The 25,882-nt window shown below is 73.5% G+C and carries 25 protein-coding genes and 1 pseudogene; 15 read left to right on the forward strand and 11 right to left on the reverse strand.

Annotated elements, in window-relative coordinates; genetic code table 11:
- Position 1 precedes the first annotated feature (1 nt).
- Complete coding sequence (locus EAD98_RS12320) at positions 2 to 4,453, reverse strand: cation-translocating P-type ATPase (RefSeq protein WP_121654188.1); 4,452 nt, start codon at positions 4,451 to 4,453, stop codon at positions 2 to 4.
- A gap of 215 nt (positions 4,454 to 4,668) precedes the next feature.
- Between EAD98_RS12320 and EAD98_RS12325 the strand changes: the two genes are divergently transcribed.
- The 6 genes from EAD98_RS12325 to EAD98_RS12350 all read left to right on the forward strand — a co-directional run bounded on the left by EAD98_RS12325 (position 4,669) and on the right by EAD98_RS12350 (position 8,903).
- Positions 4,669 to 4,929: a hypothetical protein gene (locus EAD98_RS12325; RefSeq protein WP_121675910.1), complete on the forward strand. Its 261-nt coding sequence runs from the start codon at positions 4,669 to 4,671 to the stop codon at positions 4,927 to 4,929.
- A 59-nt stretch (positions 4,930 to 4,988) separates the two neighbouring features.
- Positions 4,989 to 6,386: an MFS transporter gene (locus EAD98_RS12330; protein ID WP_121654190.1), complete on the forward strand. Its 1,398-nt coding sequence runs from the start codon at positions 4,989 to 4,991 to the stop codon at positions 6,384 to 6,386.
- Between the two features lie 51 nt (positions 6,387 to 6,437).
- Positions 6,438 to 7,091, forward strand: coding sequence for a GAP family protein (locus EAD98_RS12335; protein WP_121654191.1), 654 nt, complete (start codon positions 6,438 to 6,440; stop codon positions 7,089 to 7,091).
- 133 nt (positions 7,092 to 7,224) lie between these two features.
- On the forward strand, positions 7,225 to 8,007 hold the full coding sequence (locus EAD98_RS12340) for an SDR family oxidoreductase (RefSeq protein WP_121654192.1): 783 nt from the start codon (positions 7,225 to 7,227) through the stop codon (positions 8,005 to 8,007).
- A 37-nt stretch (positions 8,008 to 8,044) separates the two neighbouring features.
- Positions 8,045 to 8,239: a hypothetical protein gene (locus EAD98_RS12345; protein ID WP_121654193.1), complete on the forward strand. Its 195-nt coding sequence runs from the start codon at positions 8,045 to 8,047 to the stop codon at positions 8,237 to 8,239.
- Positions 8,240 to 8,354: 115 nt separating this feature from the next.
- Positions 8,355 to 8,903: a YbaK/EbsC family protein gene (locus EAD98_RS12350; RefSeq protein WP_121654194.1), complete on the forward strand. Its 549-nt coding sequence runs from the start codon at positions 8,355 to 8,357 to the stop codon at positions 8,901 to 8,903.
- Between the two features lie 80 nt (positions 8,904 to 8,983).
- Here the strand turns inward: EAD98_RS12350 and EAD98_RS12355 are convergent, their stop codons facing one another.
- The 6 genes from EAD98_RS12355 to EAD98_RS12380 all read right to left on the reverse strand — a co-directional run bounded on the left by EAD98_RS12355 (position 8,984) and on the right by EAD98_RS12380 (position 13,499).
- Positions 8,984 to 9,625 carry a DsbA family protein gene (locus EAD98_RS12355; RefSeq protein ID WP_121654195.1) on the reverse strand — a complete coding sequence of 214 codons (642 nt, stop codon included), beginning with the start codon at positions 9,623 to 9,625 and terminating at the stop codon, positions 8,984 to 8,986.
- Positions 9,626 to 9,645: 20 nt separating this feature from the next.
- Entirely contained in the window at positions 9,646 to 10,071 is a 426-nt protein-coding gene (locus tag EAD98_RS12360; protein WP_121654196.1) for a SufE family protein, read from the reverse strand.
- Between the two features lie 42 nt (positions 10,072 to 10,113).
- A complete protein-coding gene (locus EAD98_RS12365; RefSeq protein WP_121654197.1) occupies positions 10,114 to 10,539 on the reverse strand; it encodes a CBS domain-containing protein in 426 nt (141 codons plus the stop codon).
- A 55-nt stretch (positions 10,540 to 10,594) separates the two neighbouring features.
- A complete protein-coding gene (locus tag EAD98_RS12370) occupies positions 10,595 to 12,364 on the reverse strand; it encodes a proline--tRNA ligase (protein WP_121654198.1) in 1,770 nt (589 codons plus the stop codon).
- Positions 12,365 to 12,519: 155 nt separating this feature from the next.
- Positions 12,520 to 12,705, reverse strand: coding sequence for a DUF397 domain-containing protein (locus EAD98_RS12375; protein ID WP_121654199.1), 186 nt, complete (start codon positions 12,703 to 12,705; stop codon positions 12,520 to 12,522).
- Positions 12,696 to 13,499 (reverse strand): helix-turn-helix transcriptional regulator, encoded by an 804-nt coding sequence (locus tag EAD98_RS12380; RefSeq protein WP_121654200.1) that lies wholly within the window; start codon positions 13,497 to 13,499, stop codon positions 12,696 to 12,698. Before EAD98_RS12380 ends, EAD98_RS12375 begins: the two co-directional genes overlap by 10 nt.
- A 146-nt stretch (positions 13,500 to 13,645) precedes the next feature.
- On the opposite strand from EAD98_RS12380, the gene EAD98_RS12385 reads away from it, so the two are divergent.
- The 6 genes from EAD98_RS12385 to EAD98_RS12410 all read left to right on the forward strand — a co-directional run bounded on the left by EAD98_RS12385 (position 13,646) and on the right by EAD98_RS12410 (position 18,099).
- Positions 13,646 to 13,993: a hypothetical protein gene (locus EAD98_RS12385; protein ID WP_121654201.1), complete on the forward strand. Its 348-nt coding sequence runs from the start codon at positions 13,646 to 13,648 to the stop codon at positions 13,991 to 13,993.
- A gap of 97 nt (positions 13,994 to 14,090) precedes the next feature.
- The gene (locus EAD98_RS12390; protein ID WP_121654202.1) at positions 14,091 to 14,621 is read left to right on the forward strand and encodes a SigE family RNA polymerase sigma factor; all 531 of its coding nucleotides are present in this window, start codon (positions 14,091 to 14,093) and stop codon (positions 14,619 to 14,621) included.
- Complete coding sequence (locus EAD98_RS12395; protein ID WP_121654203.1) at positions 14,618 to 15,760, forward strand: WD40 repeat domain-containing protein; 1,143 nt, start codon at positions 14,618 to 14,620, stop codon at positions 15,758 to 15,760. Before EAD98_RS12390 ends, EAD98_RS12395 begins: the two co-directional genes overlap by 4 nt.
- Positions 15,761 to 15,907: 147 nt before the next feature.
- On the forward strand, positions 15,908 to 16,675 hold the full coding sequence (locus EAD98_RS12400; RefSeq protein WP_121654204.1) for an SGNH/GDSL hydrolase family protein: 768 nt from the start codon (positions 15,908 to 15,910) through the stop codon (positions 16,673 to 16,675).
- 2 nt (positions 16,676 to 16,677) lie between these two features.
- On the forward strand, positions 16,678 to 17,124 hold the full coding sequence (locus EAD98_RS12405; protein WP_121654205.1) for a hypothetical protein: 447 nt from the start codon (positions 16,678 to 16,680) through the stop codon (positions 17,122 to 17,124).
- A 72-nt stretch (positions 17,125 to 17,196) separates the two neighbouring features.
- Positions 17,197 to 18,099 carry a sulfurtransferase gene (locus tag EAD98_RS12410; RefSeq protein WP_121654206.1) on the forward strand — a complete coding sequence of 301 codons (903 nt, stop codon included), beginning with the start codon at positions 17,197 to 17,199 and terminating at the stop codon, positions 18,097 to 18,099.
- 46 nt (positions 18,100 to 18,145) lie between these two features.
- On the opposite strand, the gene EAD98_RS12415 is transcribed toward EAD98_RS12410, so the two are convergent.
- The 3 genes from EAD98_RS12415 to EAD98_RS12425 all read right to left on the reverse strand — a co-directional run bounded on the left by EAD98_RS12415 (position 18,146) and on the right by EAD98_RS12425 (position 20,546).
- Positions 18,146 to 19,351, reverse strand: a complete 1,206-nt coding sequence (locus tag EAD98_RS12415; RefSeq protein WP_121654207.1) for a hypothetical protein — start codon at positions 19,349 to 19,351, stop codon at positions 18,146 to 18,148.
- Positions 19,348 to 19,896 carry a SigE family RNA polymerase sigma factor gene (locus EAD98_RS12420; protein ID WP_121654208.1) on the reverse strand — a complete coding sequence of 183 codons (549 nt, stop codon included), beginning with the start codon at positions 19,894 to 19,896 and terminating at the stop codon, positions 19,348 to 19,350. The genes EAD98_RS12415 and EAD98_RS12420 overlap by 4 nt, the downstream gene beginning before the upstream one ends.
- A 68-nt stretch (positions 19,897 to 19,964) precedes the next feature.
- Positions 19,965 to 20,546, reverse strand: coding sequence for a TetR family transcriptional regulator (locus tag EAD98_RS12425; protein ID WP_121654209.1), 582 nt, complete (start codon positions 20,544 to 20,546; stop codon positions 19,965 to 19,967).
- 108 nt (positions 20,547 to 20,654) lie between these two features.
- Here EAD98_RS12425 and EAD98_RS12430 point away from each other — a divergent pair, with 108 nt between their 5' ends.
- The gene (locus EAD98_RS12430) at positions 20,655 to 21,809 is read left to right on the forward strand and encodes an FAD-dependent oxidoreductase (protein WP_121654212.1); all 1,155 of its coding nucleotides are present in this window, start codon (positions 20,655 to 20,657) and stop codon (positions 21,807 to 21,809) included.
- On the opposite strand, the gene EAD98_RS12435 is transcribed toward EAD98_RS12430, so the two are convergent.
- The gene (locus tag EAD98_RS12435) at positions 21,806 to 22,999 is read right to left on the reverse strand and encodes an MFS transporter (protein ID WP_121654210.1); all 1,194 of its coding nucleotides are present in this window, start codon (positions 22,997 to 22,999) and stop codon (positions 21,806 to 21,808) included. The genes EAD98_RS12430 and EAD98_RS12435 overlap by 4 nt on opposite strands.
- Positions 23,000 to 23,118: 119 nt before the next feature.
- Between EAD98_RS12435 and EAD98_RS12440 the strand changes: the two genes are divergently transcribed.
- Positions 23,119 to 24,906: an HSP90 family protein gene (locus tag EAD98_RS12440; protein ID WP_121654211.1), complete on the forward strand. Its 1,788-nt coding sequence runs from the start codon at positions 23,119 to 23,121 to the stop codon at positions 24,904 to 24,906.
- Positions 24,907 to 24,908: 2 nt separating this feature from the next.
- Positions 24,909 to 25,882 (forward strand): annotated as a pseudogene (locus tag EAD98_RS12445) (hypothetical protein); the annotation flags it as partial.

Below are 25,882 nucleotides of genomic sequence, written 5' to 3' on the forward strand. Positions count from 1 at the left end.
GTCAGCCCTCGGAGCCGTTCGCTCCACCGTCGTGGGGTCGGGTCTGCGGCAGGTGCTGCACCAGCTTGGTGAGCGCGCCGTTGGCGAAGGTGGCGCCGAGCGCGGACCCGGCCCCGATGGTCCAGCCGACCGGCCCGAGCGGGGTACAGCCGAAGAACTGGCTCACACCCGGGGTCTGCACCACGACGACCAGCACCCCCAGCGACGCCGCCGTGGACGCCAGCACCGCCGGGCTGGTGCCGCCGGCCAGGATCGTCTGGCCGAGCTGCGTGCCGACCAGCGAGACCAGCGCGACGGTGCCGGCCCGCTGACGGCGCCCGGTGTACCGGGCCAACGTCCAGCCGGCGGTGGCGCCCAGCGTGGTGGCCGCGGCGCGCAGCCCGATCTCCCTGGTGAGGGTCTCCCCGAGTGACGCGTCCGGGCCCTCCCGCAGCAGGGTGTCGGTGCGGTCGGACGCGGGCGGACGGATCGCGATGGCGAGCGCCGGCGCGAGATCGGTGAGGAGATTGACCAGCAGCAGCTGCCGTCCGGTGAGCGCGGAACGGCCGGTCGCCGCGGCGGTGAGCACGCTGAACGCGATCTCGCCGAGGTTGCCGCCGACCAGGATGCTGAGCGCGTGCCGCACCGACGACCACATCGCCCGCCCCTCGACCAGGGTGGCGATGATGGTCTCCAGGCGGTCGTCGGTGACCACCAGGTCGGCGGCGGCCCGGGCCGCCGGGGTGCCCCGCTGGCCGAGGGCGATCCCGACGTCGGCCAGCCGGATCGCCGGGGCGTCGTTGGCGCCGTCGCCGGTCATCGCCACGGTCCGCCCGCACTTCTGCAACGCCTGGATGATCCGTACCTTGTGCGCCGGGGTGCAGCGGGCCACCACGTCGGTGTTGGTCAACCGCTCGGCGAGCGCCTGGTCGTCCAGCTGGTCGAGTTCGCCCGCGGTGACCACCCGCTGCTCGTCGTGCTCGCTGATGGTGGCGGCGATGGCCTCGGCGGTGGCGGGATGGTCCCCCGTGATCATGATGGTGTGCACGCCGGCCTGCCGGATCCGGCGTACCGCCGGGGCGGCACTCTTCCGGACCCCGTCCGCGAGGGCGAGGAAACCCACGAAGGTCAGGTCCCGGACGTCCCCGTCGGTCACCTTAGGGTCGTCGACCTGGCACTCGGCGACAGCCAGGATCCGGTTGCCCGCCCCGGCCCGGTCGGCGAGCACCCGCTCCAGCTCGGCGCGGCCGGCGTCGTCCAGCGGCTCCTGACGGCCGTCGGTACGCCGGGTCGAGCAACGCGGCAGCACCGTCTCCGGGGCGCCCTTGACGCTCAACAACAGGTGACCACCGGTCTCTCCGACGCTCGCGTGGTAGCCGCGGGACGGCTCGAAGGGCAGCCCGCCGGCAGCCTTCCAGTCGGCGGCACCGGTCTGCTCCACCACCCCCGCCACCCCGGCACCCCGCCGGACCGCCCGGTCGGTCTGCAACGCCAACTCCTCCGGATCGGCGGCGGCGGGGGTGGCCCGCAGCGCGGCCGCCAGGGTCAACCGGAGTCGGTCGTCCAGCCGGTCCACCGGGGCGTACCGGTCGCCGACACCGTCGCCGACACCGGCGAGCAGCAGCTGGCCCTCGGTGAGGGTGCCGGTCTTGTCGAAGCAGAGCACATCCACCCGGCCCAGCGCCTCGATGGTGCGCGGGTTGCGGACCAACGCGCCGTGCTCGGCCAGCCGCCGGGCGGCGGCCAGCTGCGCCGCGCTCACCAGGAACGGCAGCCCCTCCGGCACCGACGCCACGGCGAGGTTCGCGGCGGTCGCCGCCGTCTCGGCCAGCGGTACGCCCCGGAGCAGGCCAGCGCCGGCCACCGCCACCGCGGAGCCGGCAGCCAACGGGATGGCGGCGCTGGTCAACGAGCCCAGGCGAGCCTCCACTCCGCTGGTCGGTGGCGCCTGCCGGACCATCGCGAGACTGCGCCCGGCCTCGGTGTCGGCGCCGGTGGCCACCACCACGGCGGTGCCGTGTCCGGCGGCGACGGTGGTGCCCTCGTACAGCATCGAGTGCCGGTCGGCGACGGCGGCGGCGACCACCGGACGGTCGCTCTTGGCGACCGGCAGCGACTCGCCGGTCAGCGACGACTCGTCCGCCTCCAGCCCCACCGATTCGAGCACCCGACAGTCGGCGGGCACCGAGTCACCCGGCTCGACGGCGATGACGTCCCCGAGCACCAGGTCCTCGGCGGCGACCACCCGCTCGACGCCGTCCCGACGGACCCGCGCGGTCACCGCCGAGCGGGACAGCAACTCGGCCAGCGACCGTTCGGTGTTGCGTTCGTGCACCGCCCCGATCAGCGCGGACCCGCCGACCACGCCGCCCACCAGCGCGGCATCGACCAGCGAGCCGAACGACGCGGAGAGCACCGCGCCCGCGGCCAGCACGGGGGTGAGCGGGTTGGCGAGTTCGTCCACGAAAGCACGCAGCAGGCCACCGCTTCCGGGTGGGTTGCCGCCACCGGGACCCCGCCCGTCCTGTCGACGTTGCGCCTCGGCACTGTCCAGCCCTTCCGGTCCGGTGCCGAGCCGGTCGAACACGGTGCCGATCGGCATCAGGTGCCAGGCGGTCGCCACCGGAGCCGGAGTGTCCGACTGGTCCGGCAACCGCCGGGCCCGCCAGACGCCGTGCCCGAAGGCCAGCCAGGCCGAGCCGTTCACGGCGGCCAGTGACCGGCGGGGCAACTGGGTCGGGGCGGCGGTGAACGCACCCAGCGCCCCGAGACCGGTGCCGGCCATGGCGAGTCGAATGTTCTGCTGGGTCATTCGCCGGGCCACCCCGGTCGCCTCCACCAGCAGCGCCACCACCCGGAGGTCCGCGCCGACCAGCAGGTGCGCGCCCCACGGTGGCAGGTCCTCCGGAGCGGACACGCCGAGGCCGCAGTCGGACGCGCCGAGCGCCGACCGGTCCCCGGAAACCAGCATCACCACCGCCCCGTCGCGCTGCAACGCGCGTACCGAGTCGGTGAGGCGGTCCCCGCCGGGCAGCATCGCATCGGCGAAGCCGTACCGCTGCTCGTCACCGCCGGCCACGACCAGCCGCAGGCCGGCCTGTCGGGCCGCGGCCGGCAGACCGTCGACACCCGGCGCGGGCTCCGGTTCGACGCGGAGCAGCGCGGCGAGCCGGTCGTTGTGGGCCAGGCCGAGCAGTTGACCGCCGGCTGCCCGCAGCCGGTCGCCGTCCGGGATGTCCGCAGGGTCGCCGGCGGGCAGTTGGTCCGGTGGTCCGAGCCGCCAGCCGTCCGCGGCCCGTGCGCCGGCCGGATCAGCCGGGTCGAACAGCGCGAACGCCTGCTCCGCCACCTGCTCGACGTCCACTCCCCGCGCCGGGGCCAGGTCGGCCAGCACGCCCCGGTTCGAGCCGAGCACCGCGGCGTCCAACACCAGCGTGTCGATCCGGTCCAGCTCGCGCAGCACGCTGCGGTCCATCGCGATCACGCCGCGGCGGGCCAGGATCCGGCCGAGCTGAGCGGCGTACCCCTCGCGTCCGCTGCCCGGGGCCTTGGGCAGCGCGGACAGACCCAGTGCGGCGGCCCGCTTGGGGCCCGCGAAGGGCGCCGCGGCCGTGGCAGCCGCCGCGCCCGCGGCCAGCATCCGGTTCACGTACCGTTCGACCGGGCCGTGTGGCTTGGGTCGGGGGCGTTCGACCACCGGCCAGCGGGCCGTGGCGTGCTCCGGGTCGCCGGTCAGCCGTGGTTCGGCCTTCTCCCAGGCGGTGAGCTGCGCCCGTGCTTCGCCCCACTGCACGATTCGTTGAGCGCCGTCCAGGACTATTCCGGCCCAGCCTCCGGTCAGGCCCTGCACCACCGCTTCGGCGAGCGGAAAGAGGATGTCGGCGCGCGGGTCGGCGCGCAGTCCTCGGGCGGCGAGCGCATGCAGTTTGGGTTGCAGGTCCACCGCGGCGAGCAACCCGGCCACCTCGGCGGGCACCGGCGCGAACGGCAGGATCCGGGTGGCCGCCGAGATGGTCAGGCCCAACGCGTCCGAGGCGAGCGCGCCGAGGGTGCGCGGAGTCCGGGGCCCCTCCTCCGGCGGGTGCGGCGGCGGGATCTCCGGGTCCGGCTCGTGGTCACACGTCTCTTCGACCCGGGCGATCGTGGCGATCAGGTCGCGCAGCCTCGGCTCGGGGGCCTGCACGGCCACCACCACCCGACCGGACGGCGCGTTCACCCGGGCCCACGCCACCCCGGGCAGCCCCTCCAGCGCGCCCTCCACCTGTCGGGCCAGCCGGTCGCCGCCGTCCTGGCAGACACCGTGCACCTCGATGTGGTGCCGGCCCGGCCGGGACCAGACCCGACGCCGCGTCAGACCGGCGGTCCGGGCCAGCCGGGTCGCGGCCGAGCCCACGGTCCGGGACGCCTCGCCGACCAGGTTCGGCACGCCGATGGAAGGCAGGAGGCGGCCGACGGCGCGGCCCGCCGCCGTCATCGAGGCGTACGGCTGGAGGGACGCCGGCCCGACTCGCCGTAGCTGCTGGTCCCGCCCACGCCCATCGTCGCCCTCCCGCCGCTTCGGTCCGGCGGCCTGGCTTCCCGGCCTGCCATCCGTTATGCCCTCTGAACAGCGGAACTTTCCGCAGTCGGCGGCGCATGGACGGGCTGGGCGGTGGAATCCGGCGAACGTCAACGGATAGGGGAGGCCGCATGAGCACGCTGACGCGACACATGAACGGTGGGCAGGAGACCGTCCGGACGTACAGCCGGCGGGTGGAGGTGCCGATGCTGGGTGAGGTGGCGGTGCCGCCGCCGGACCGGCTCGCGTACTACGCGGGGCTGGGTGTGCTCGCCGCGCTCCAGGTCATCGAGTGGCCGCTGGCCCTGGTGATCACCGCCGGCCATCTCCTGTCGGACCAGCACTTTTCGGGACTCGTACGGGGCGTCGGGGAGGCGCTGGAGAACGCCTGACGAGAGCCGGGTCACCACCGATTGACATGAATCCGGGTTGAGGTCGCAGGCTGGGGCGCATGTCGAGCCCTACCGCCACCGCCGTACCGGCCTCGCCGACCCCACCGGGGCTGTTCGCGCCCCGGCTGCGGGCCATGACGGTGGGCAGCGTCGCGCTGATCTCGCTGCTCGCCTTCGAGGCGCTGGCGGTCGGTACGGCGATGCCGACGGTCGCCCGCAGTCTGGACGGGCTGGCGCTGTACGGCATCGCCTTCGGCGGCTCGTTCGCCGCGGGCGTGCTGGCCATGGTGGTCTCCGGGATCTGGTGCGACGCGCGGGGGCCCCGGGGGCCGATGTGGCACGGCGTGGCCTGGTTCGTGGTCGGATTGCTGATCGCCGGGACCGCCCCCGTGATGGGTGCGCTGGTCGTCGGCCGGGTGGTGCAGGGGTTCGGCTCCGGGCTGCTCTCGGTGGCGCTCTACGTGATCGTCGGGCACGCGTACCCGGAGGAGCTGCACCGGCGGATCTTCGCCGCGTTCGCGGCGGCGTGGGTCGTACCGTCGCTGGTCGGGCCGGCGCTGGCCGGTCTGATCGTCGAGTACCTGGGCTGGCGGTGGGTCTTTTTGGCGGTGCCGGCGGTGGCCGTGCCGGCCGTGCTGTTGATCCACCCCGGTCTGCGGTCGCTGGACCGGACTGTGCCGACCCGACCACCGGCGGGCGCGGCGGCCCGGATCGGGTGGGCGTGCGGGGCGGGGGTGAGCGCCGCACTGCTGCACATCGGGGGACAGCAGCGCGGCGCTGCCGCCGTGGTGCTGATCGCGCTCGCGGTGGCCGGCCTGCTGGTCTGCGCCCCTCGGCTGCTGCCGCCCGGGTTCCTGCGGGCGGCCCGTGGCCTGCCGACCGTGGTCGGGCTGCGGGGTCTGGCCTCGGCGGCGTTCGTCGGCGCCGAGGTGGTCATCCCGTTGATGCTGTCCCGGGAGCGGGGTCTGTCGCCGACCGCCGCCGGGCTGGTTCTCACGGTCGGGGCGCTGGCCTGGTCGGTGGGGTCCTGGGTGCAGGGCCGGATCCCGCTGCCGGCCTCGCGCGCCAGCCTCCCGCGGGCCGGGTTGGGCTGCATCACGATCGGCACGGCAACGGTCGCGCTGGCCGTACAACCCGAGCTGCCGGTGGCCGTCGCCGTGCTGGGCTGGGCGGTGGCGGGCCTCGGCATGGGTCTGCTCTACCCGTCGTTGTCGGTGCTCACCCTGGAGCTGTCCGCCCCCGGGGAGCAGGGCCGCAACAGCTCGTCGCTGCAACTGGGCGACTCGCTGTTCGCCGCGACCGTGCTGGCGCTCACCGGCGCGGTGCTGGCCGCCGGGAGCGCGCCGGGTCCGGCCAGCTACACGTTGACCCTGGTGGTGGCCGCCGGGTTGGCGGCGCTCGGTGCGCTGCTGGCCGGCCGGGTGGTGGTTGGCGGGAGCACGCGACCGGGCGGGTGATCCGTGGATTCGGCGGCGTCCGAGGTCGGCGGGCCGGGAGGATGGCGGGCGATGAGCTTCCTGTCCGTCCTGCCACTGGCCGTGGTGATGGTCGCCGGGACCCAGTTGGTCGTGGCGGTCTTCCTCGCCTCGTCGGACCGTCCCCGGGCCGCGTCGCTGGGCTTCCTCGCCGGTGCCGGGCTGGTGGTCGCCGCCGGGGTGACGGTGGCGTGGCTGCTCGTGCGGCTGGTGGGCGGTGTGGCCGCCGATGCCTCCGCCGTCGTCGGACGGCTCGATCGTGGGCCCGTCATCGACCTGGTGGTGCTCGTCCTGCTGGTCGTCCTGGCCGTGGTGGTCTGGCTGCGCCGGGGCCGGGCCGGGCAGCCGAAGTGGTTGGGGAGCATCGGGCACGCCGACCCCGCCTGGGCGTCGCGAACGGGCGCGCTGCTCTTCGTGGTGACGCCCACCGATGACCTGACCATGGCCGCGGTCGGGGCGAGTGTGGCCCGGCACAACCTGCCGTGGTGGCACCTGCTGCCGTTCGTGCTGCTGACGGTGCTGCTGCTCGCTCTGCCGCTGCTGGCGCTGCTGCTGCTCGGGCACCGCGCGGCACGGGTGCTGGCCCGGATGCGGGAGTGGGCCCAGGGGCACGCCTGGGTGGTCAGCGAGGTGTTGATCGCGTTCTTCGCGCTGCTGACCGTGCTGGATCTGATCCGCTCGGGGTGACCCGCCGCACATCCGGGTCACGGATCGCCCCGGGGTGCCGTCAGGAGCGGTGGGCCACGGGCGGCACGGCCCACGTTGGCCGGATCGATGGGCTGGTGGACGCCGGGAGTTCGCGGCGGAACGGGAGGACGGGATGAGGGTTCTGGTCACCGGAGCAAGCGGTCGCCTGGGCAAGGCGGTGCTGAGCCGGTTGCGCGCCGACGGGGTCAGCGTCCGGGCCACCAGCCGACGGCCGCGTACCGGCGGTGAGGTCGAGTGGGTGGTGACGGACCTGGCCACCGGGGAGGGGCTGACCGAGGCGGTGGCCGGGACGGACGCGGTGCTGCACCTGGCGACCGCGCCCGAGGGCCGGCGTACCCACCAGGTGGACGTGCTGGGCACCCGCCGGCTGGTGGTCGCCGCCGGCGCCGCCGGTGTCCAACACCTGGTGTACGTCTCGATCGTCGGCGTGGACCGGGTGCCGATCGCGTACTACCGGCACAAGCTCGCCGCCGAGCAGGTGATCGCGGCCGGCTCGGTGCCGTGGTCGGTGCTGCGGGCGACCCAGTTTCCGCAGTTCCTGGACGACCTGCTGGCCAGCAGCGCGCGGCTGGGGCCGGTGATCGGGGACCGGGCGGTGCTCGCCCAGCCGGTTGACCCGGGCGAGGTGGCGGCGCGGCTGGCGGCTCGCCTGGTCGCCGGGCCACTGGGTGCCATCGAGGAGTTCGGCGGCCCGCAGGTGCTCCGCTTCGACGAGGCGGTCCGCGCGTGGCGAGCGGCCCGGGGATCGCGCCGACCCCTGCTGCCGGTGCGGATCCCCGGCCGGCTCGGCCGTGAACTGCGCGCCGGTGGCCTGGTCACCGAGGCGCTGCCCCGAGGCGTCCGCACCTGGGCCGATCACCTCGCTGACACGTACGGGGGAACCGGGCGGAGATGAGACGTACAACGGTTCACGTTCGTCTTACGGTGACGCCATGTTCGCTGTCGTCACCACCGTCATCCTTTACGTCTTCGGCTTCGTCTTCCTCTACGGCGTGATTCGGCTGGGTGTCCGGCACGCGCTGGAGGACGTGGAGCTGTACCGGGCCAAGGCCCAGCGCGCCGAGGAGTTGGCCGCCTCGCGGGACCGCACCTTCATGCGCGAGAACGCCTTCCTCGCCGGCAGTTGAGCCGCCCGTCGGCGCGGCCCGGGACGGGTGGCGTCGCGTGGCGACTCGGGAGCGGCCAGACGGTTCGGGAGTCGCCGGGCGGTTCGGCGTGGCGGGTGCGAGGATCGCACCCGTGATGGGAACGCTGAAGACCGAACCTGCCCGCGCCCGCCTGGACCTGCTCGCCCCGCCGGTGGCGGAGGCGATCGCGCAGTGGCCCGCCACCGCGCCGGTGGACGTCGACGAGGTGCTGGTCGCGCCGATCGACGCCGACCTCGCCGACACGGCCGCGTTCTGCGCGGCGTACGAGGTGGGGCTGGACGTGTCGGCCAACTGCGTGGTGGTGGCCGGCAAGCGCGAGGGTGTGGTCCGCTACGCGGCCTGCATCATCCTGGCCACCACCCGTGCCGACGTGAACGGAGTGGCCCGCCGGGCACTGGACGTGCGGAAGGCCAGCTTCGCTCCGATGGACGACGCGGTCGAGCTGACCGGCATGGAGTACGGCGGCATCACCCCGATCGGGCTGCCGGCCCAGTGGCCGATCCTGGTGGACTCGCGGGTGATCGCCACGCCACACGTGATCATCGGATCGGGCGTACGGCACAGCAAGATCGCGCTGCCCGGGCCGGCGCTGGGCGCGCTGCCCGGCGCGCAGGTGGTGGAGGGCCTGGCCCGACCGGCCTGACCAGGCACCGGCATCGATACCGTTGCACGTGAAACATCACGTCGGTCGATGCCGGGTGCCGTGGCCGGCTGCGGCCCGACTCAGTGCGAGTGCGCTCCGGACTCGCGCTGCTCGACCTCGGCCAGCGCGGCGAGCAGCGTCTGTGCCTCCTGGGCGCCGGTCACCGCGTACTTTCCGGCCAGCACGAAGGTCGGCACGCTGGTGACGCCCAGATCCCGGGCGGCGGCCAACTCGGCGGCGAGGTCGGCGGTCCGCTCGTCGGAGTCGAGGAACCTGCGCACGTCGACGGCGTCCAGGCCGATTCCGCCGGCCAGCGCGGCCAGGGCCTCTCGGGAGCCGACGTCGACGCCCTGGGTGAAGTACGCCTGGTAGAGCGCCTCCACCATCTCGGCCGCCCGGCCGTGGTCGGCGGCGTACGAGACCAGCCGGTGCGCGTCGAAGGTGTTCGCGGTCACCGCCCGCTCGAAGTCCAGCCGCAGCCCGTCACCCGCCGCGACCCCGGTCACGTGGGCGAACATCTCCCGGGCCCGCTCCGGGCCGCCGAACCTGTCGGCCATCGCCTCGATCAGGGGCCGGGCCTCGGCCACCGGCGACGGATCGAGCTGGAACGGCCGGTAGCGGACGGTCACCTCGCCGCCGTAGCTGGCGAGCGCCTCCTCCAGCCGGCGCTTGCCGATGTAGCACCACGGGCACACGACGTCCGCGTAGATCTCGATCTCCATGATCGGTGCCAACCCGCCGGTCAGCCGATCTGTTCCCGGACCTGGCGCTTGAGCCGGCCCAGGATCGCGGTGCCACCGCGCACCCGCAGCGGGCTGATCGCCTGAGCCAGGCCCATCCGCTGGTAGAGGTCGTCCGGCACGGCCAGCACCTCCTCGGCGCTCGCGCCGGCCAGCCCCTCGGCGAGGATCCCGGCGAACGCCCGGGTGGTCGGCGCCTCCGGCGGGCAGTCGAAGAGCGTCTCGACGACCCCGTCCGGCGTCACCCGGGCGCGCAGGAAGAACGCCGTCTGGCACTCCGGCACCTGCTCCATGCCCTCGCGTCCGGTGTCGTCCGGCAGCGGCGGGATGACGTCGGCGTACTCCAGGAGCATCTCCAGCACCAGGTCCCGGGGAGCGGCAGCGAACTCGTCGACGATCTCGGCCAGTCGGGCCGGCATGTCAGCCATGCGTCGAGGCTACCGCCGTCGACGTGGGCCTTTCCGTCGCACTCAGACGGTTGGGGACTGCTCGCTGATCTCGCTGAGGGCGCTGGTCGGGTCGAGCTGCATGGCAAGGTCGCCGAGCGAGACGATGCCGACCAGCTTGCGGTCGGTGTCACAGACCAGCACCCGCCGGATGCCCCGGTCCCGCATCAACGCGGCGGCCTCGCCCGCGGTGCAGTGCTGCTCGATCATGATCACCTCGCGGGTGACGATCGAGCCGATGGTCGTGGCGGCCGGCGAGCTGTTCTCGGCCACCGCCCGGACCACGATGTCCCGGTCGGTGAGCATGCCGGCGAGGCTGGCGCCGTCGGTGACCACCACGTCGCCGATGTCCGCCTCCTTCATCACCCTGGCCGCCTCGTCCAGGGTGGTCTCCGCCGGCAGGTAGACCACCTGCTTGGTCATCACGTCGCTGACCCGGTAACCGGTCATGAGAGCCTCCGAACGTTTCCACCCGATCGAACTGCGGTACCCCGTGACGCGGTGGCTACACCAGGTTCCCACGCTCGCGGCGTACCTCGTCGACCAACCGTTCCACCAGACCGTCGAGCGGCAGCTCGGTGCGCCCGTCGCCGGCCCGCTCCCGCAGCTCGACGTAACCGTCGGCCAGCCGTCGGCCGACCACGACGGCGCGCGGAATGCCGATCAGCTCGGCGTCGGTGAACTTCACCCCCGCCGACACGTGCGTCCGGTCGTCGACCAGCACCCGCAGGCCGGCGTTCGCGAGACGACCGCCGAGGTCCAGCGCCGCGTCGAGCTGCGGCCCCTTGCCCGCCACGACCAGGTGTACGTCGCACGGCGCGACCGCCGCCGGCCACATCAGCCCCCGGTCGTCGTGGTGCTGCTCGGCGATCGCCGCCACCGCCCGCGACACCCCGATGCCGTAGCAGCCCATGGTCGGCCGGACCGGCTTGCCCGCCGGACCGAGCACGTCGACCGCGAACGCGTCGGTGAACCGGCGGCCGAGTTGGAAGATGTGCCCGATCTCGATGCCCCGCCGGATGGTCAACTCGCCGTCGTCGCAGTCCGGGCAGGGGTCGCCGGCGCGTACCTCGGCCGCCTCGATCATGCCGTCGGGCGTGAAGTCCCGCCCGCAGACCACGTCCGTCGCGTGCCGGCCCGGCTCGTTCGCACCGGTCAGCCACGCTGAGCCGGGCACCACCCGAGGATCGACGAGGTAGCGGATGCCCAGCTTGTCGAGCAGTTGCGGCCCGATGTACCCGCGAATCAGCTCCGGGTGGTCGGCCCATTCCTCGAAGACGGCCACCTGGGCCGGATGCAGCGCTGCGCCCACCCGCTTCAGGTCGACCTCCCGGTCACCGGGCAGGCCGATCACCAGCGGCTCGGCCCGCTCCGCGCCGGGCTGACGGACGGACAGCACGACGTTCTTCAGGGTGTCGGCGGCCGTCCAGCCGTCCCGGTCACCCAGGCGGCGGTCGTTGGCCAGCTCCACGAGGCTGGCGATCGTCGGGGTCTCGGGCGTGTCGTGCACCTCCAGGGCCCGATGCGCGGTCGGGTCCCCGGCGGCGGGCGCCCGGGTGACGACCGCCTCGGTGTTCGCCGCGTAGTCGCAGGCGGTGCAGCCGACGAAGGTGTCCTCGCCGACCGGCGTCGCGGCCAGGAACTCCTCCGACGCCGAGCCGCCCATCGCACCGGACATCGCGTGCACCACCGTGTAGTCCAGGCCCAGCCGGTCGAAGATCCGCCGGTACGCCGCCCGGTGCCGTCCGTACGCGTCCCGCAGCCCCGCGTCGTCCAGGTCGAAGGAGTACGCGTCCTTCATCAGGAACTCCCGGCCGCGCAGCAGACCGGCCCGCGGCCTCGCCTCGTCCCGGAACTTGGTCTGCACCTGGAACAGCGTCACCGGAAAATCCCGGTACGACGTGAACAGGTCCTTGACCAGCAGCGCCGCCAACTCCTCGTGGGTGGGCGCCAACAGGTGCTCGGCGCCGCGCCGGTCGGCGAGGGTGAAGATGTCGTCGCCGTACTCCGTCCACCGGCCGCTGGCCCGGTACGGCTCCGCGGGCAGCAGCGCCGGGAAGTGCACCTCCTGGTCGCCGATCGCGATCAGCTCGCCGCGCACCACCTCGGTGATCCGGTCCAGCACCAGCTTGCCCAGCGGCAGCCAGGTGTAGCCGCCCGGCGCGGCGCGGCGGATGTAGCCGGCGCGCAGCAGGAGCCGATGGCTCGGCACCTCCGCGTCGGCCGGGTCCTCCCGCAGGGTCCGCAGCAACAGGGTCGACATGCGTAGCAGCATCAGCGCAGCCTACGACCGCTGCGGCGGGATCAGCGATCCATTTCGACGCCGATGTCCCGCCTGATCGGCTCGATTTTCATGAGGTCGGGGTGTCCTACTCGTGCGGACGCCCCGGTTTCCGGGAACCCGAGTGGATCAGCTCCCGTGCGGCGCAGTCAGCGCCGTTTGGCAGCGGTGACGAAGGCTCGCCAGGACTGCGGGTCGAAGGTGAGCACCGGTCCGGCAGGGTCCTTGCTGTCCCGCACACCGACGACGCCGACGAGGTTGTCGGCCACCTCGACGCAGTCGCCCTGGGTGCCGCTGCGGGTGGACTTGCGCCAGGTAGCGCCGATCAGCTCCATGACGTCATCACTTCCTTCATCAGCTCGACCGACTGCCGGTGGGACAGTGCCTGGCTGCGGACGCTCTCCCATCTGGCCAGCAGGATAGCCACATCCTCGTCCCTGTCGACCACCACGCCGCCGAGCTGAGTCTCCAGATGGCCGACCCAGCCACCGTCGCCACCTCGCGCCAGAGCGAACGGTCCCACCAGTCCGACGTGCATCGGGATGTCGCCCGGGATGATGTGGATGCTGATGTGCGGCCGGTCCGCACACTCGACGAGACGCACCACCTGCTCCGCCATGAGCGCTTGGAAGCTCTCGTCGGAACGGCGCAGAACGGTTTCCTCGACAACGGCGATGTACATGGGCGGGTCGGCCTGGCAGAGGATGGTTTGCCGGTCCATCCGGACCGCGAGTCGCTTCTCGACCTCATCATCACTGATCGTGTTGTCACTGCGGATCACTGCTCGGGCGTAGTTCTCCGTCTGTAGCAGCCCTGGAACGAGGGTCGGCTGGTAACACCGCATCTGCTGGGCCTGGCGTTCGGCTTCCAGCCACGGTCGGAGCCAGCTCGGCTGCCCGTCGCGCTCGGCCAGCTTGAGCAGCGACATGAGCAGCCCGCCCGTGCCCAGCACCTCGTCCGCCCGTTTGAGGAAGAACCGGTCGAGCGGGCGCTGACCCAGCTCCACGGCGGACACCTGCGAGCCCGAGAAGTGGACGAGCTTCCCGAACTCCTCCTGACTCAGCTCGGCGCTGAGCCGCAGCCGCCGGAGTTGTGCCCGGATCAGCTCCGCGGTCGGTTCACCTTCCACACTTCCTCCACGCTTCTCCGGTGTTGCCCCGGCCGGTCCGGACGATCGCCGGGAACCGACCCGGACTCGCCCCGACCACGGTCGATGCCTTCCGACAGTAGTTCCTCCTTCAGCAGAGTGTCACGTAGCGCCTGAGGGAGGTCGAGATGCGCAAACGCCTGACCGGTGAGCTGCCCGTACCCCGGCTCGGTCCGTACGCCGACCGCCCCCGGCCGTACCCACCGGGCCACCGGCCGCACCTGCCAATCCGTCCGCTGTGGCTGTGCCGGGCCTGCGGCCTGCCCTGGCCCTGCGCGGACGCGCGGCTGCTGCTCAAGGTCGAGTACGACGATCGCCACGTCGACCTGGCCATCTACCTGTCCGGGCTCTACCACGAGGCGACGCACGACCTGTTCCGGTTGAATCCGCACGACGGCCCGACGCCGCGCGAGCTGTTCGAGCGGTTCGTCTCCTGGGGGCCGTACCGCCGACCGATCGTCGAGCCGGACGGATGACGGCGAACAGGCGTCGGCGGTGGCAACCATCGCCGTCCCGACTCGCGTCTGGGAAGGCATCAACCTCGCCGCACCATGACCCGAAGGATCGGCTCGTGTGGACGCTCTGCTGACGGAGTTCGACTCGTTCGTCCGTACCCGAACGCCGGCGCTGCTGCGCTCGGCCTACCTGCTCACCGGCGACCAGCACCTGGCCGAGGACCTGGTCCAGTCGGCGCTGGCCCGCACCCACCGCTCCTGGAACCGCCTGCATGACAGCGGCAACGCCGAGGCGTACACCCGCAGGATCATGTACCACCTCCAGGTCTCCTGGTGGCGCCGCCACCGGGTTCCCGAGTCGATGCCGGGCGAGCTGCCCGAGCCACGCGGAGGCGGCTCGGCACCCGACCACGCGCACCAGACCAGCGTGCGGCTCACCCTGCGGGCGGCGCTGGCGAAGCTCTCCCCGAAGCAGCGGGCCGTGCTGGTCCTGCGGTTCTTCGAGGACCGCACCGAGGCCGAGGCCGCCGACCTGCTCGGCGTCACCGTCGGCACCGTGAAGAGCCAGACGGCCAAGGCCCTGGCCAGACTGCGTGCCGTCGCGCCCGAGCTCGCCGAGCTGTACCTCCTGGAAGGGAGCACCCGATGAACCACGACCGCCTCCGGTTCGACCTGACCGATCTGGCCGAGGAGGTCACCGTGGTCGACCTTCGGGACCGAAGCCTGCGGACGTCCCGCCGGCTCGGCCTTCAGCGCGCTATCGCCACCTCGGCCGCCGCGGTGGTTCTGCTCGGGGCGGCCGCCGGCACGGCCCTGGCGGTACGGCCCGATGCCGGCCCCGGTCCGGTGCCGGCCGAGTCGCCCACGGCCAGTCCCTCTCCGGTCCCGTCCGCCCCGGCGCCGAGCGTGACGCCCTCCCGGCCAGCCGTGCCCCCGGACACGTCGTCGCCGGCCACGCCCACGGCCCGGTTGGGAAAGGTCGTCTACGGGCCGATGCCGACCACTAACCTTGGCACCGTCCGCCTGTGGTCGTGGAAGCCAGGTGACTCGCCGGACCGGCTGCTCGCCCTGCCCTGGGAACCCGCGGTGCTGAGCGCGACGGTCTCGCCGGACGGGCGCCAGGTGGCGTGGGTGGACCGTGACGGGACGCTCTGGGTCTCCGCGCTCGACGGGTCGGGCAAGCGAAAGGTCCGCGAACAGACCGACTCGATGTGCCAGACGACCTGGTCACCAGACTCGCGGCATCTGACGGCCGCGGTCGCCGGGGAGGGAGCCGGGCTGGTGGACGTCGTTTCCGGCGCGTACCAGAAGGTGGATGGCCTCCTTGGCTGCCACCCGGTGTGGGCCGCGAACGGCACCCTCGCGCTCGCGGACGGCGGGGACGGCACGGTGTTCCTGACCGACCGGCGCGGATCGGCGCGGCGGGTCATACCGGGTCTCGGCGGCGAGGGAAGCGCGTACGTCTGCTACGACCTGGCCAGCATCTCGCCGGACGGACGGCACATCGCCCTGTTCCGGATCGCGCGCGGGAACGAGGGAGGCGACGCCGCCAGATCGCTGCTGGCGAACGTGGTGCTGGACACCCGAACCGGCAAGGAGGTCGTGCTGCCGCTGGGCGACCGCGAGCTGCGACAGGTCTTCTTCCAGGCCGACGGGTCCATGGTGGTCCGGGTTCGCAGCGGCGACCGGTACACCCTGCTTCTCGTCGGCGAGGACGGTAAGAAGGTCGCCGAGCAGGCGGAGCCGCCGAGCCTCCGGGACATGCAGATCATCAACGCGCTCGGCTGAGCGGAACGAGGGTGGCTCGGACACGGGCCGGGCCACCCCGAGCGTGACTGATGACCTCCGCCACGTCGTCCCTGCGGGGGCACCGACGGCCGGGTCTCCGGTGACAGACTGGTCGCCGCAGGCAACGAGTGTCTTGAGGGGGCGCGGGTGGGCTGGCGCAGTTTTGTCGCGGTCGGGGACAGCTTCACCGAGGGTATGGACGACGCGTACCCGGACGGCACCTACCGGGGCTGGGCCGACATGGTGGCGACCCGGCTCGCCGTCGAGGCGGGCCCGGACTTCCGGTACGCCAACCTGGCCATCCGGGGTCGGCTGTTCCCCAGCGTGGTCGCCGAGCAGGTGCCCGCCGCGGTGGCCATGAAGCCCGACCTGATCAGCTTCGCGGCCGGCGGCAACGACGTGCTGCGCCGCACCTTCGATCCGGACACGCTGGTCGCCCGCTTCGACGAGGTGGTGCGGCAGTTGCGCTCGGGTGGCGCGGACGTGCTGCTCTTCCGGTTCGCCGACGTGATGGCCCGGCTGCCCGGCCAGCGTCTCGTCGCCCCCCGGGTGGAACTGCTCAACCAGGCGGTCGGCGACACGGCCGAGCGGCACGGCGCCATCATGGTCGACCTGTACGCCGACGACACCTTCCTCAACCCGATGCTCTGGAGCACCGACCGGCTGCACCTGAGTGAGGCCGGGCACCGACGGGTCGCCGGGCAGGTGCTCACCGCGCTCGGCGTCGGCTGCGACGAGGAGTGGCTGATGGTGCCCCCGCATCCCGCGCCCTCCCCGTGGCTCGCCGCCCGCGCGGCCGACCTGCGCTGGGCCGGGCAGCACCTGGCTCCGTGGATCAAGCGGCGGCTGACCGGCCGGTCGTCCGGCGACACGGTCACCGCGAAGCGTCCACTGCTCGGCCCGATCGCCGACTGAGCGTGCGCACCCTGCACACCGCGCCGCTGCTGCGGCTCACCGCCGACGGTGAGCCGATGCCCGATCACGCCGTGCTGGTGAGCGCCGACCGGATCGAGGCCGTCGGCCCACTCGCCGAGCTGAGCGGGGCGTACCCCGACGTTCGGGTCCGTCGCTGGCCCGGAACGCTCGGGCCGGGCCTGCTGCACGACGGCCCGCCTCCGGCGGCGCCCACCCCGCGCGAGCGGTTGCACGCGTTGCTGCGGACCGGGGTGACGGCGGTGCTCGCGGAGCATCTGGCCGATCCGGCGGTGCGCGCCGCCGTCGACAAGAGTGACCTGCTGGTCCTGCCCGCCGCCGTGACGCCGGCGCTGCTGCGGGGTGGGCGCGCCGACCTGGCGGTCCACGGCGTCGACGGCGCCTGCCTGGTGACCGTGGTCGCCGGTCGCATCGCCCACCGCCGCGCCTGAGCGCCCGTCACGTGGGCGGCGTCGCACCCGATGACCGGTCGTCGGGCAGGGTGGCGGCGTACCTTGGGGATCATGTCTGTGCCGAGCGATCCTGATCCCCGTCTCCAGTCCTACGCGGACCCGCAGCGGCTGGTCACCACCGACTGGCTGGCCGAGCACCTGGGTGACGAGGGCCTCGTCGTGGTCGAGTCCGACGAGGACGTCCTGCTCTACGAGTCCGGCCACATTCCCGGCGCCGTGAAGGTCGACTGGCACCTGGAGCTGAACGACCAGGTCACCAGGGACTATCTCGACGCGAAGAGCTTCGCCGAGATGTGCGCCGCCAAGGGCATCGGCCGCGGCGACACGGTGGTCTTCTACGGCGACAACTTCAACTGGTGGGCGGCGTACGCCCTCTGGGTCTTCTCGCTGTTCGGGCACGCCGACGTGCGGCTGCTCGACGGTGGCCGGCAGAAGTGGATCGCCGAGGGGCGCGAGGTCACCCGCGACAAGCCGAACCGGCCGCGCGCCGACTACCCGGTCCCGCTGCGCGACGACACGCCGCTGCGGGCGTTCCGCGAGCAGGTGATGGCACACGTCGCCTCGGGCCGTCCGCTGGTCGACGTCCGGTCCCCGGGCGAGTACACCGGCGAGATGCTGCACATGCCCGACTACCCGCAGGAGGGGGCGCTGCGTGGCGGCCACATTCCGGGCGCGGTCAGCAAGCCGTGGAAGTCCGCCGCGAACGAGGACGGCACGTTCAAGTCCGCCGACGAGCTGAAGGCGATCTACGCCGATCAGCTCGGGCTCAGCCCGGACGACGACGTGATCGCGTACTGCCGGATCGGCGAGCGGTCCAGCCACACCTGGTTCGTGCTGCGGCACCTGCTCGGCTACCCGCAGGTGCGCAACTACGACGGTTCCTGGACCGAGTGGGGCAACCTCGTCCGGGCTCCCGTCGTGAAGGGCGATCAGCCGGGCGGCCTCGCCGCCTGAGCGGAACGGTCCCCGCGCGTCCGTCGCGGACGCGCGGGGACGGTGCTCAACCGGCGAGTGCCACCATGCCGGGCAGGTCGCGCACGATGCCGGTGATCTCGCCGGTCTCCGGGTTCCACCGCGCCAGCCCGGCCGGCTCCAGGCGCAGCAGCACCGCGCCCGTGTTGTCCCAGCCCAGCACCGGGCAGCAGCCCTTGGCGCGGTCCCGGCCCAGGTCGAGCACGTGGGCCACCGCACCCGTGCGGGCGTCCAGCACGGTCACCCCCTCGGCGCCGTCGATCTCGCCGTTGGTGATCCAGGCGGCCCGCGCCAGCCGGCTGCCGTGCAACCAGCCCCGGCCGTAGAACTCGTTGACCTGGTACGGCGCCGGCAGCAACCCACCCGTGACGGGTTGTTCGGAGCGGACGGCGCCCGTGCCGGCGGTCCGGCTGCGCAGCATCAGGCCGCCCCGTACGCCGCCCGTCTCGACCAGTGCCGCCTCGCGCCCGGCCGCCGGGTCGGGTGCCGCCACGTCCCAGGCCGACACGTCGATCGCGCTCGCCGCGCCGGTGACGCGGTCCACCGCGTACGTCCGGTTGTCGCCGCCGACGAGCACCCGGTCGTTCGCCCAAACCACCAGCTCCAGGTAGCCGGCGAGCGGGATCCGGCGTACGGCGGCAGTGGTGAGGTCGACGAGGATCAGCTCGTTGGTCTGCGCGAACGCGGCCGAGCGACCGTCGGGCGACAGCACTCCCGGCTTCACGGCGGGCGCCTCGTTGCCGCCCTCGTCCCGGGTCGGCGCCGGGGTCACCACGTCGAGACTGCGCACCACGCCGTCGTCGCCGAGGATCCGGACCGGACCGTCCGCGCGGTACTCCTCGTTCAACGGTTGGAACAGCGCCAGCGCCCGCTGAACCGGTCGCGCGGAGAGCGGCACGGTCGCCGGGTCGCCGAGCCGGGCCAGCGGGTCGGGCGGGAAGGTCAGCTCGGCCGGAGGGCTCTGCGCCGGACCGGGGTGCGGGGCCTCGACGGTCGGGGCGACGGTTGGGTTGACCGTCGGAGCCACCGAGAGGTCCGGCGGCCGTTCGGCGGTGGGTCGCAGGGCGGTCACCGTGCCGCCGCCGACGAGGGCCACGGCCAGGGCGACCGCGCCGACCGCCCGTCGGGTACGCCGGGTGCGCCGTGCCCGCTCCCAGCCGGCCGCCGCCGGGTGGCTGGGCCGGACGTCCTCGACGCTGACGGTCAACAGCCGGCGCAGTTCCTGCTCGTTCACGGGTTCACCTCCAGGCCGCTGGCCAGGTCACCGCGACCGGCCGGGTCCTGGGCCGGCCGGGTGTTCCGGGCGAGGTCCGGGGCCACCTCGCGGAGCCGACGCAGCGCCGCGTGGCACTGGCTCTTCACGGTGCCGACGGTCACCCCGAGCGCCTCGGCGGTGGCCACCTCGGTCAGGTCCTCGTAGTAGCGCAGCACCAGCACGGCCCGCTGACGGGGCGGGAGCAGGCCGAGCGCGTCGTGCAGCGTCAGGCGTAGCGCGCCGTCACGGTCGGGGGCCACCTGCTCCGGCGGCTCGGCGCTGAGCCGTTCCCGTCGCCGCCGACGCCACCACGACACGGTGTCCCGGTAGAGGATGGCCCGCACGTACGCGGCGGGATCGCCGTCGCGGACCGTGCTCCAGCGCAGCGCCAGCTTGAGCAGCGCGTCCTGGAGGAGGTCCTCGGCCTGGTGCCGGTTGCCGCAGATCAGGTAGGCCGCGCGCAGCAGGCGGTGCTGGTGGCTCTCCACGAAGGCGAGGTAGCCGTCGCGTCCGTCGCTTGCCATCCGCCCACCTCCCGGCCGTCGCGTTCGGCCTCACCTGCCAGACGCACGGCGAGGGGGAAAAGGTTGGGTCAGCTCTCCGGCTGCCCGGTCAGATAGCGCTGGAGGGTCGGTGCGATCCAGGAGACCAGCTCCTCCTGATCCAGCTCCACCATCGGTGGCAGGCGGACGATGTAGCGGGTGAAGGCGAGGCCGAGGATCTGACTGGCCACCAGGCCGGCGCGTCGGGCGGTGGTTGCCGGGTCGCCGCCGAACGTGGCCACGGCAGTGATGAGCTGGTCGGCGAAGATGCCGCGCATCCGCTCCGCCGCGCCCGGGTTGGTGCTCGCGGCCCGCAGCAGCGCGACGAGCGTCTCGTCGCCGTCCCACCGGGCCAGGAAGTGCCGCACCAGCACGTCGCCGAACCGTCCGGGCGGCACGTGGGTCAGGTCGGGCAGCCGGAGGTCGAACTCGGCCGCCGCCGCGAAGAGACCCTCCTTGCTGCCGTAGTAGCGCATCACCATCGACGGGTCGATCCGGGCGTCGGCGGCGATGGCCCGGATGGTGGCGCGCTCGTACCCGTCCGACGCGAACCGTTCACGGGCGGCTCGCAGGATCGCGGCCCGGGTGACGTCCGAGCGGCGGGGCTGGGTCGAGTCGACGCGCACTGTCATGTCAACGACCGTAGGCCAACGCCTGTTGACATACAACAATGAGCGGACCTAGCGTTGCCAACAAGTGTTTGCCAACGTGTGTTGGCAACGGTCGTTCCGGAGGTGGTCATGCTGCCCACGAATACCGACGTTCTGGTGGTGGGCGGCGGCCCCACCGGCCTCGCCACCGCGCTGACACTGGCCCGCCGCGGCGTGGACGTCACCGTCCTGGACCAGCTCGGCAGCCCGCCGTCGACCTCCCGGGCGGCCGTCGTGCACGCGTACACCCTGGAGGTGCTGGACCGGATCGGCGCCGCGACGCCGCTGGTCGCCCAGGGGGTGCGGGCGCCGCGATTCACCGTCCGCGACCGGGACCGGGTGCTGCTGTCGGTCCCGTTCCACCAGTTGCCGTCCCGCTTCCCCTACGCGCTGATGGTCTCCCAGTCGGTCACCGAGGCGGTGCTCACCGCGCAACTGGCCGACCACGGCGTTCAGGTGCGGCGGCCGTGCCGGTTGACCGGACTGAGCCGGACCGCGGACGGAGTGGTCGCGCAGGTCGATGGGGCCGAGGTGCGCGCCCGGTTCGTGGTCGGCGCGGACGGCCTGCACAGCACGGTCCGACAGTTGGCCGGCATCGGCTTCACCGGCCCCAGCGACGAGGAGTCCTTCGTGCTGGCCGACGTCCGGGTACACAGCGTCCTGCCCCGGGACGAGGCGGCGCTCTTCCTCGCCCGCTCCGGGCCGCTGATCTGGGCGCCGCTCCCGGACGGGGTGGTCCGGCTGGTCGCCGCCGTGCCGACCGCCCCGGCGGAGCCGGACACGGCCTACCTTCAGGCGCTGCTCGACGAGCGCGGACCGGCCCGGCGACCCGACCGGGTGACCGAGGTGCTCTGGGGCTCCCGGTTCCGGGTGCACCACCGGATCGCCGACACCTTCCGGGCCGGACCGGTGCTGCTGGCCGGGGACGCCGGGCACGTGCACAGCCCCGCCGGCGGACAGGGCATGAACCTCGGCATCTGCGACGCGGTGGCACTCGGCGCCGCGCTGGCCGATGTGCTCGACGGCGGCCCGGAGACGCTGCTCGACGAGTACACGGCCCGGCAGCGCCCAATGGCCGAGGACGTGCTGAGCTTCGCCGCCGGGCTGACCCGGCTGGCCACCCTCTCCCCGGCCCGCCGGCCGATCCGGGACGTGCTGCTCCGGCTGCTCGGCGCCGTCCCGCCGGCCCGGCGCCAGATCGCGCTGCGCCTGTCCGGGCTGTCCCACCGGGAACGAACACCCTAGGTCCGCAGTGCCCGCCACGCCGCCAGGGTGACCAGCGCGAACGTTCCGGCGGCCGCACCCGCCACCGGCACGGTCCCGTACGCCGAGGCGACCAGCCCCGCGAGCGCCGCGCCCACCGGCGCGGTGAGCAGCCCGACCATCCGCTGGGCGGCACCCACCCGACCGAGCAGTCCGCTCGGCACGTGCCGCTGCCCGTACGACGCCCACAGGCTGTTCCACACCGCGGTGCCGGCGGCGAAGACCGCCAGCGCGATCCCGCCCGGCACCGGATGCCGGGCCAGCGCGAACCCGGTCAGCGCGACGGTCTGCACGGCGAGCACCACGCCCAGCGCGGGCGCCGTGCCGAGCCGGGCGGCGAGCCGACTCGCCCCGAGCGCCCCGGCCACACCGCCGACGATCGCGCCCGCGGCGAACAGCCCGTACCCGGCCGGCGGCACCCGCAACACGTCCAGCGCGTAGAGCACCAGCACCGCCAGCACACCGCTGATCGCCAGGTTGCTCGCGGCGGTGAGCAGGGTGAACCGCCACAGTGTCCGGTGCCCACGCAGCCACCGCACCCCCTCGGCGATCTCGCCCCACACCGACCCCCGTCGAGCGACGCTCACCGGGCGCGCAGCGGATGTCGGCGTGAGGGCCAGGACGAGCAGGGCCGCCACGGCGAAGGTGACGGCGTCGAGGGTGAACGGGAGGGCGGGGGCGGCGGCGAAGAGAACGCCCGCGGCGGGCGCGCCGAGGAAACCGCCGGCCACCGCCGTACCCGCCTGGAGCCGTCCGTTCGCCCGGGGCAGCGCGGCCGGCGGCACCAGCGCGGGCAGCAGCGCGAACGAGGCGGCGTCGAAGAGGGTGCCCAGCGTGGCGAGGAGGAACGCGGCCACCAGCAGCGTCAGGATGCCCGCCCGGTCGAAGGCGATCGCCACGGCCAGCGCCGCCACCACGACCGCGCGTACCCCGTCCACCAGGGCCATCGTCCGCCGTCGGTCCCAGCGGTCCGCGTACACGCCGCCGAGCAGGCCGAAGAGCAGCGGCGGTAGCTGGGCGACCACGGTGACCGCCGCGATGACCCGGGGGTCGCGGGTCAGCGTCGCGGCCAGCAACGCCAGGGCCGGCGTACGCAGCGCATCCCCCAACCGGGAGGAGACGGCGGCGGACCAGAGCAGCCGGAAGTCCCGGCCGAGAGCGGTGGAGGTCATGGCGGTGACCGTGCGGGTTCGACCGGGTCGAGGGTCAAGCCGCCGGGCGAAAGGGGGACGCACACGTCGGTGATCATCGGTACGGTGGGCGCCGGCATCGGACCGGGGAGAACTCAGGCGTGGACCACACCTTTCAGGTCGACCTCCGTGGCGTGGTCGACCTGCTCAGTCATCACCTCTACGGCAGCCCACGGGTCTACGTCCGCGAGCTGCTCCAGAACTCGGTGGACGCGATCACCGCGCGGCGTGCGGGTGAACCGGACGCCACCGCGCTGGTCCGCATCGAGCCGCCCGACATCACCGGCGACGGCACACTGCGGGTGCACGACACCGGCATCGGCCTCACCGAGGCGCAGGTGCACGAACTGCTGGCCACCATCGGCCGCAGCTCCAAACGCGACGAGCTGGGCTTCTCCCGGCACGAGTTTCTCGGCCAGTTCGGCATCGGTCTGCTGTCCTGCTTCCTGGTGGCTGACGAGATCCAGGTGCTCACCCGGCACGGCGACCACCCCACCGTCCGCTGGACCGGATACGCCGACGGCCGCTACGCCGTGACGGTGGCGCCGCCGGGGGCCGCCCGCGCCGAGCCGGGCACGACGGTCACGCTGGTGCCCCGCCGCGACGCCGACCAGTGGTTCAGCACCCCGACCGTGACCGACCTGGCCCGGCTCTTCGGTTCCCTGCTGCCGGTCACCGTCCGGGTCGGCGACGTGGTCACCACCACCGGCGAGCCACCCTGGCCGACCACGGCGGGAGCGCCGGTCGACCGGGCGGCGCTGATCCGGTACGCCCGGGAGATGCTCGGCGTCGACCCGTTCGACGTGGTGCCCCTGACCGTGCCGGAGGCCGGGCTGACCGGTGTCGCCTTCATCCTGCCCACCCCGGTGAACCCGGCGGCCCGGGCCGGGCACCGGGTCTACCTCAAGCGGATGCTGCTCACCGAGCACGCCGACGGGCTGCTGCCGGACTGGGCGTTCTTCGCGCACTGCGTGGTGGACGCGACCGAGCTGCGCCCGACCGCCAGCCGGGAGGCCCTCTACGAGGACACCCTGCTGACCGCCACCCGGGAGGCGCTCGGCGACCAGGTACGCGGCTGGCTGGTCCGGCTGGCGCGGCACGACCCGCACCGGCTGGCCGAGTTCCTCCAGGTGCACCACCTCGGCGTGAAGGCGTTGGCGCTGCACGACGACGAGATGCTCCGGCTGGTCGACCGGTGGTGGCCGATGGACACCAACGTCGGCACGCTCACCCTCGCCGAGTTCCGGGAACGCTACGGGGTGCTCCGCTACGCGGCGAGCCTCGACGAGTTCCGCCAGCTCGCCGCGGTGGCCGCCGCGCAGGACCTGGCGGTGGTCAACGCCGGCTACACGTACGACACCGAGCTGATCGAGCGGCTGCCGGTGGTGGACCGCTCGGTGCTGATCGAGCGGCTGGAGCCGAGCGATCTCACCACCCGCTTCGACGGCCTCGACCCGCAGGTGGAGCTGGCGCTGCGGCCGTTCCTCAGCGCGGCGCAGCGGGCCGTCGAGCGCTCCGGCTGCGAGGTGGTCATCCGGGCGTACGACCCGGTCTCGCTGCCCGCGCTCTATCTGGTCAGCCGGTCGGCGGCGTTCAACGACCAGCTCGCGGCCAGCCGGGACCGGGCCGACGAGCTGTGGGGCGGCGTGCTCGACGCGCTCGCGGCCACCGCCCCACCGGACCGCCCGCAGTTGGTGCTCAACCACCGCAACCCGCTGGTCCGCCGGGTCACCATGCTGGCCGACCCGGAGCTGGTCGGGCTCGCCGTCGAGGCGCTGTACGGGCAGGCGCTGCTGCTCGGCCACCATCCGATCCGCGCGGCCGACGCCGCGCTGCTGAACGATTCCTTCCTCGGCCTGCTCGGCCGGGCCGTTCCGGGACGGGAGTGAGCATGGCCGACGAGGATCTGTGGCGGGTGCTGCGCGGCATCTCCGACATTCCGTACGGGGCGGGCCAGATCGCCGCGCTGGAGCAGTTGCTGCGCCGGGTGGACGCCGCGGACGACCGGCACCTCGCCTTCGTCACCCGGATGCAGGCCACCACCGGGTACGTCTACGGCGGTGAACCGGCGAAGTCGTTCGTGACCTTCTCCTGGTGCCTGTCCGAGTTCGACCGGGATCCGCAGCCCTACCACCAGCGTCACCTGCACCACCTGCTGTGGCACTTCAAGTACATGGTGTCCGGCCTGCTGAAGTTCCCGGAGGTGCCGCTGGACCGCACGTACGCGGTGCTGGACGACATGGAACGGCGTTACAAGGCCGGCGGGCACAGCCTCCAGACCGTCCACAAGCACCGGTTCCGGGTCGCCGATCACGTGGGCGACGCCGACGCGGCCGCGCACTGGTACCGGCTCTGGCAGACCACCCCGCGCGACGAGCTCTCCGACTGCGCCGGCTGCGACCCGACGAGCCAGGTGGGCTACCTCGCCGACACCGGTCGGGACGCCGAGGCGGTGACGCTGGCCGAGCCGGTCCTCGCCGGCCGGCTCACCTGCACCGAGCAGCCGCAGGCGATCCTCACCGCGCTGCTCCTGCCGTACCTGCGCACCGGGCGGGGTGCGGCGGCGCGGGACGCGCACCGGGAGGCGTACCGCCGGCTGCGCGGCAACCTCGCCGACCTGTGGGACATCGGCGACCACATCGAGTTCTGCACGCTGACCGGCAACGAGGCGCGGGCGGTGGAGCTGGTCGAACGACACCTGGACTGGCTGGACCGGCCGCCGTCGCCGGCCGCCGCGATGCACTTCGCGGCGACCGCCGCCGCCGCGCTGCGCCAGGCCGGCCGGATCGGCGCGCCGACCGTGTACCGCCGTGCCGCCGAGGGCCGGCCCGCCGCCGAGGTGCCGGCGCTGACGCTCGCCGACGA

Origin of the sequence: Micromonospora sp. CV4 (genome assembly GCF_003667455.1) — a bacterium.
Taxonomy (GTDB): Bacteria; Actinomycetota; Actinomycetes; order Mycobacteriales; family Micromonosporaceae; genus Micromonospora.

Bases quoted from the DNA above. Each gene is read 5' to 3' on its own strand.
- EAD98_RS12370 (WP_121654198.1), bottom strand. From the start codon at position 12,364: ATGCTGCTACGCATGTCGACCCTGTTGCTGCGGACCCTGCGGGAGGAC.
- EAD98_RS12420 (WP_121654208.1), bottom strand. From the start codon at position 19,896: ATGGCAAGCGACGGACGCGACGGCTACCTCGCCTTCGTGGAGAGCCAC.
- EAD98_RS12350 (WP_121654194.1), top strand. From the start codon at position 8,355: ATGGGAACGCTGAAGACCGAACCTGCCCGCGCCCGCCTGGACCTGCTC.
- EAD98_RS12425 (WP_121654209.1), bottom strand. From the start codon at position 20,546: ATGACAGTGCGCGTCGACTCGACCCAGCCCCGCCGCTCGGACGTCACC.
- EAD98_RS12375 (WP_121654199.1), bottom strand. From the start codon at position 12,705: ATGGAGCTGATCGGCGCTACCTGGCGCAAGTCCACCCGCAGCGGCACC.
- EAD98_RS12330 (WP_121654190.1), top strand. From the start codon at position 4,989: ATGTCGAGCCCTACCGCCACCGCCGTACCGGCCTCGCCGACCCCACCG.
- EAD98_RS12325 (WP_121675910.1), top strand. From the start codon at position 4,669: ATGAGCACGCTGACGCGACACATGAACGGTGGGCAGGAGACCGTCCGG.
- EAD98_RS12320 (WP_121654188.1), bottom strand. From the start codon at position 4,453: ATGACGGCGGCGGGCCGCGCCGTCGGCCGCCTCCTGCCTTCCATCGGC.
- EAD98_RS12385 (WP_121654201.1), top strand. From the start codon at position 13,646: ATGCGCAAACGCCTGACCGGTGAGCTGCCCGTACCCCGGCTCGGTCCG.
- EAD98_RS12395 (WP_121654203.1), top strand. From the start codon at position 14,618: ATGAACCACGACCGCCTCCGGTTCGACCTGACCGATCTGGCCGAGGAG.
- EAD98_RS12410 (WP_121654206.1), top strand. From the start codon at position 17,197: ATGTCTGTGCCGAGCGATCCTGATCCCCGTCTCCAGTCCTACGCGGAC.
- EAD98_RS12435 (WP_121654210.1), bottom strand. From the start codon at position 22,999: ATGACCTCCACCGCTCTCGGCCGGGACTTCCGGCTGCTCTGGTCCGCC.
- EAD98_RS12355 (WP_121654195.1), bottom strand. From the start codon at position 9,625: ATGGAGATCGAGATCTACGCGGACGTCGTGTGCCCGTGGTGCTACATC.
- EAD98_RS12430 (WP_121654212.1), top strand. From the start codon at position 20,655: ATGCTGCCCACGAATACCGACGTTCTGGTGGTGGGCGGCGGCCCCACC.
- EAD98_RS12340 (WP_121654192.1), top strand. From the start codon at position 7,225: ATGAGGGTTCTGGTCACCGGAGCAAGCGGTCGCCTGGGCAAGGCGGTG.
- EAD98_RS12335 (WP_121654191.1), top strand. From the start codon at position 6,438: ATGAGCTTCCTGTCCGTCCTGCCACTGGCCGTGGTGATGGTCGCCGGG.
- EAD98_RS12345 (WP_121654193.1), top strand. From the start codon at position 8,045: ATGTTCGCTGTCGTCACCACCGTCATCCTTTACGTCTTCGGCTTCGTC.
- EAD98_RS12360 (WP_121654196.1), bottom strand. From the start codon at position 10,071: ATGGCTGACATGCCGGCCCGACTGGCCGAGATCGTCGACGAGTTCGCT.
- EAD98_RS12365 (WP_121654197.1), bottom strand. From the start codon at position 10,539: ATGACCGGTTACCGGGTCAGCGACGTGATGACCAAGCAGGTGGTCTAC.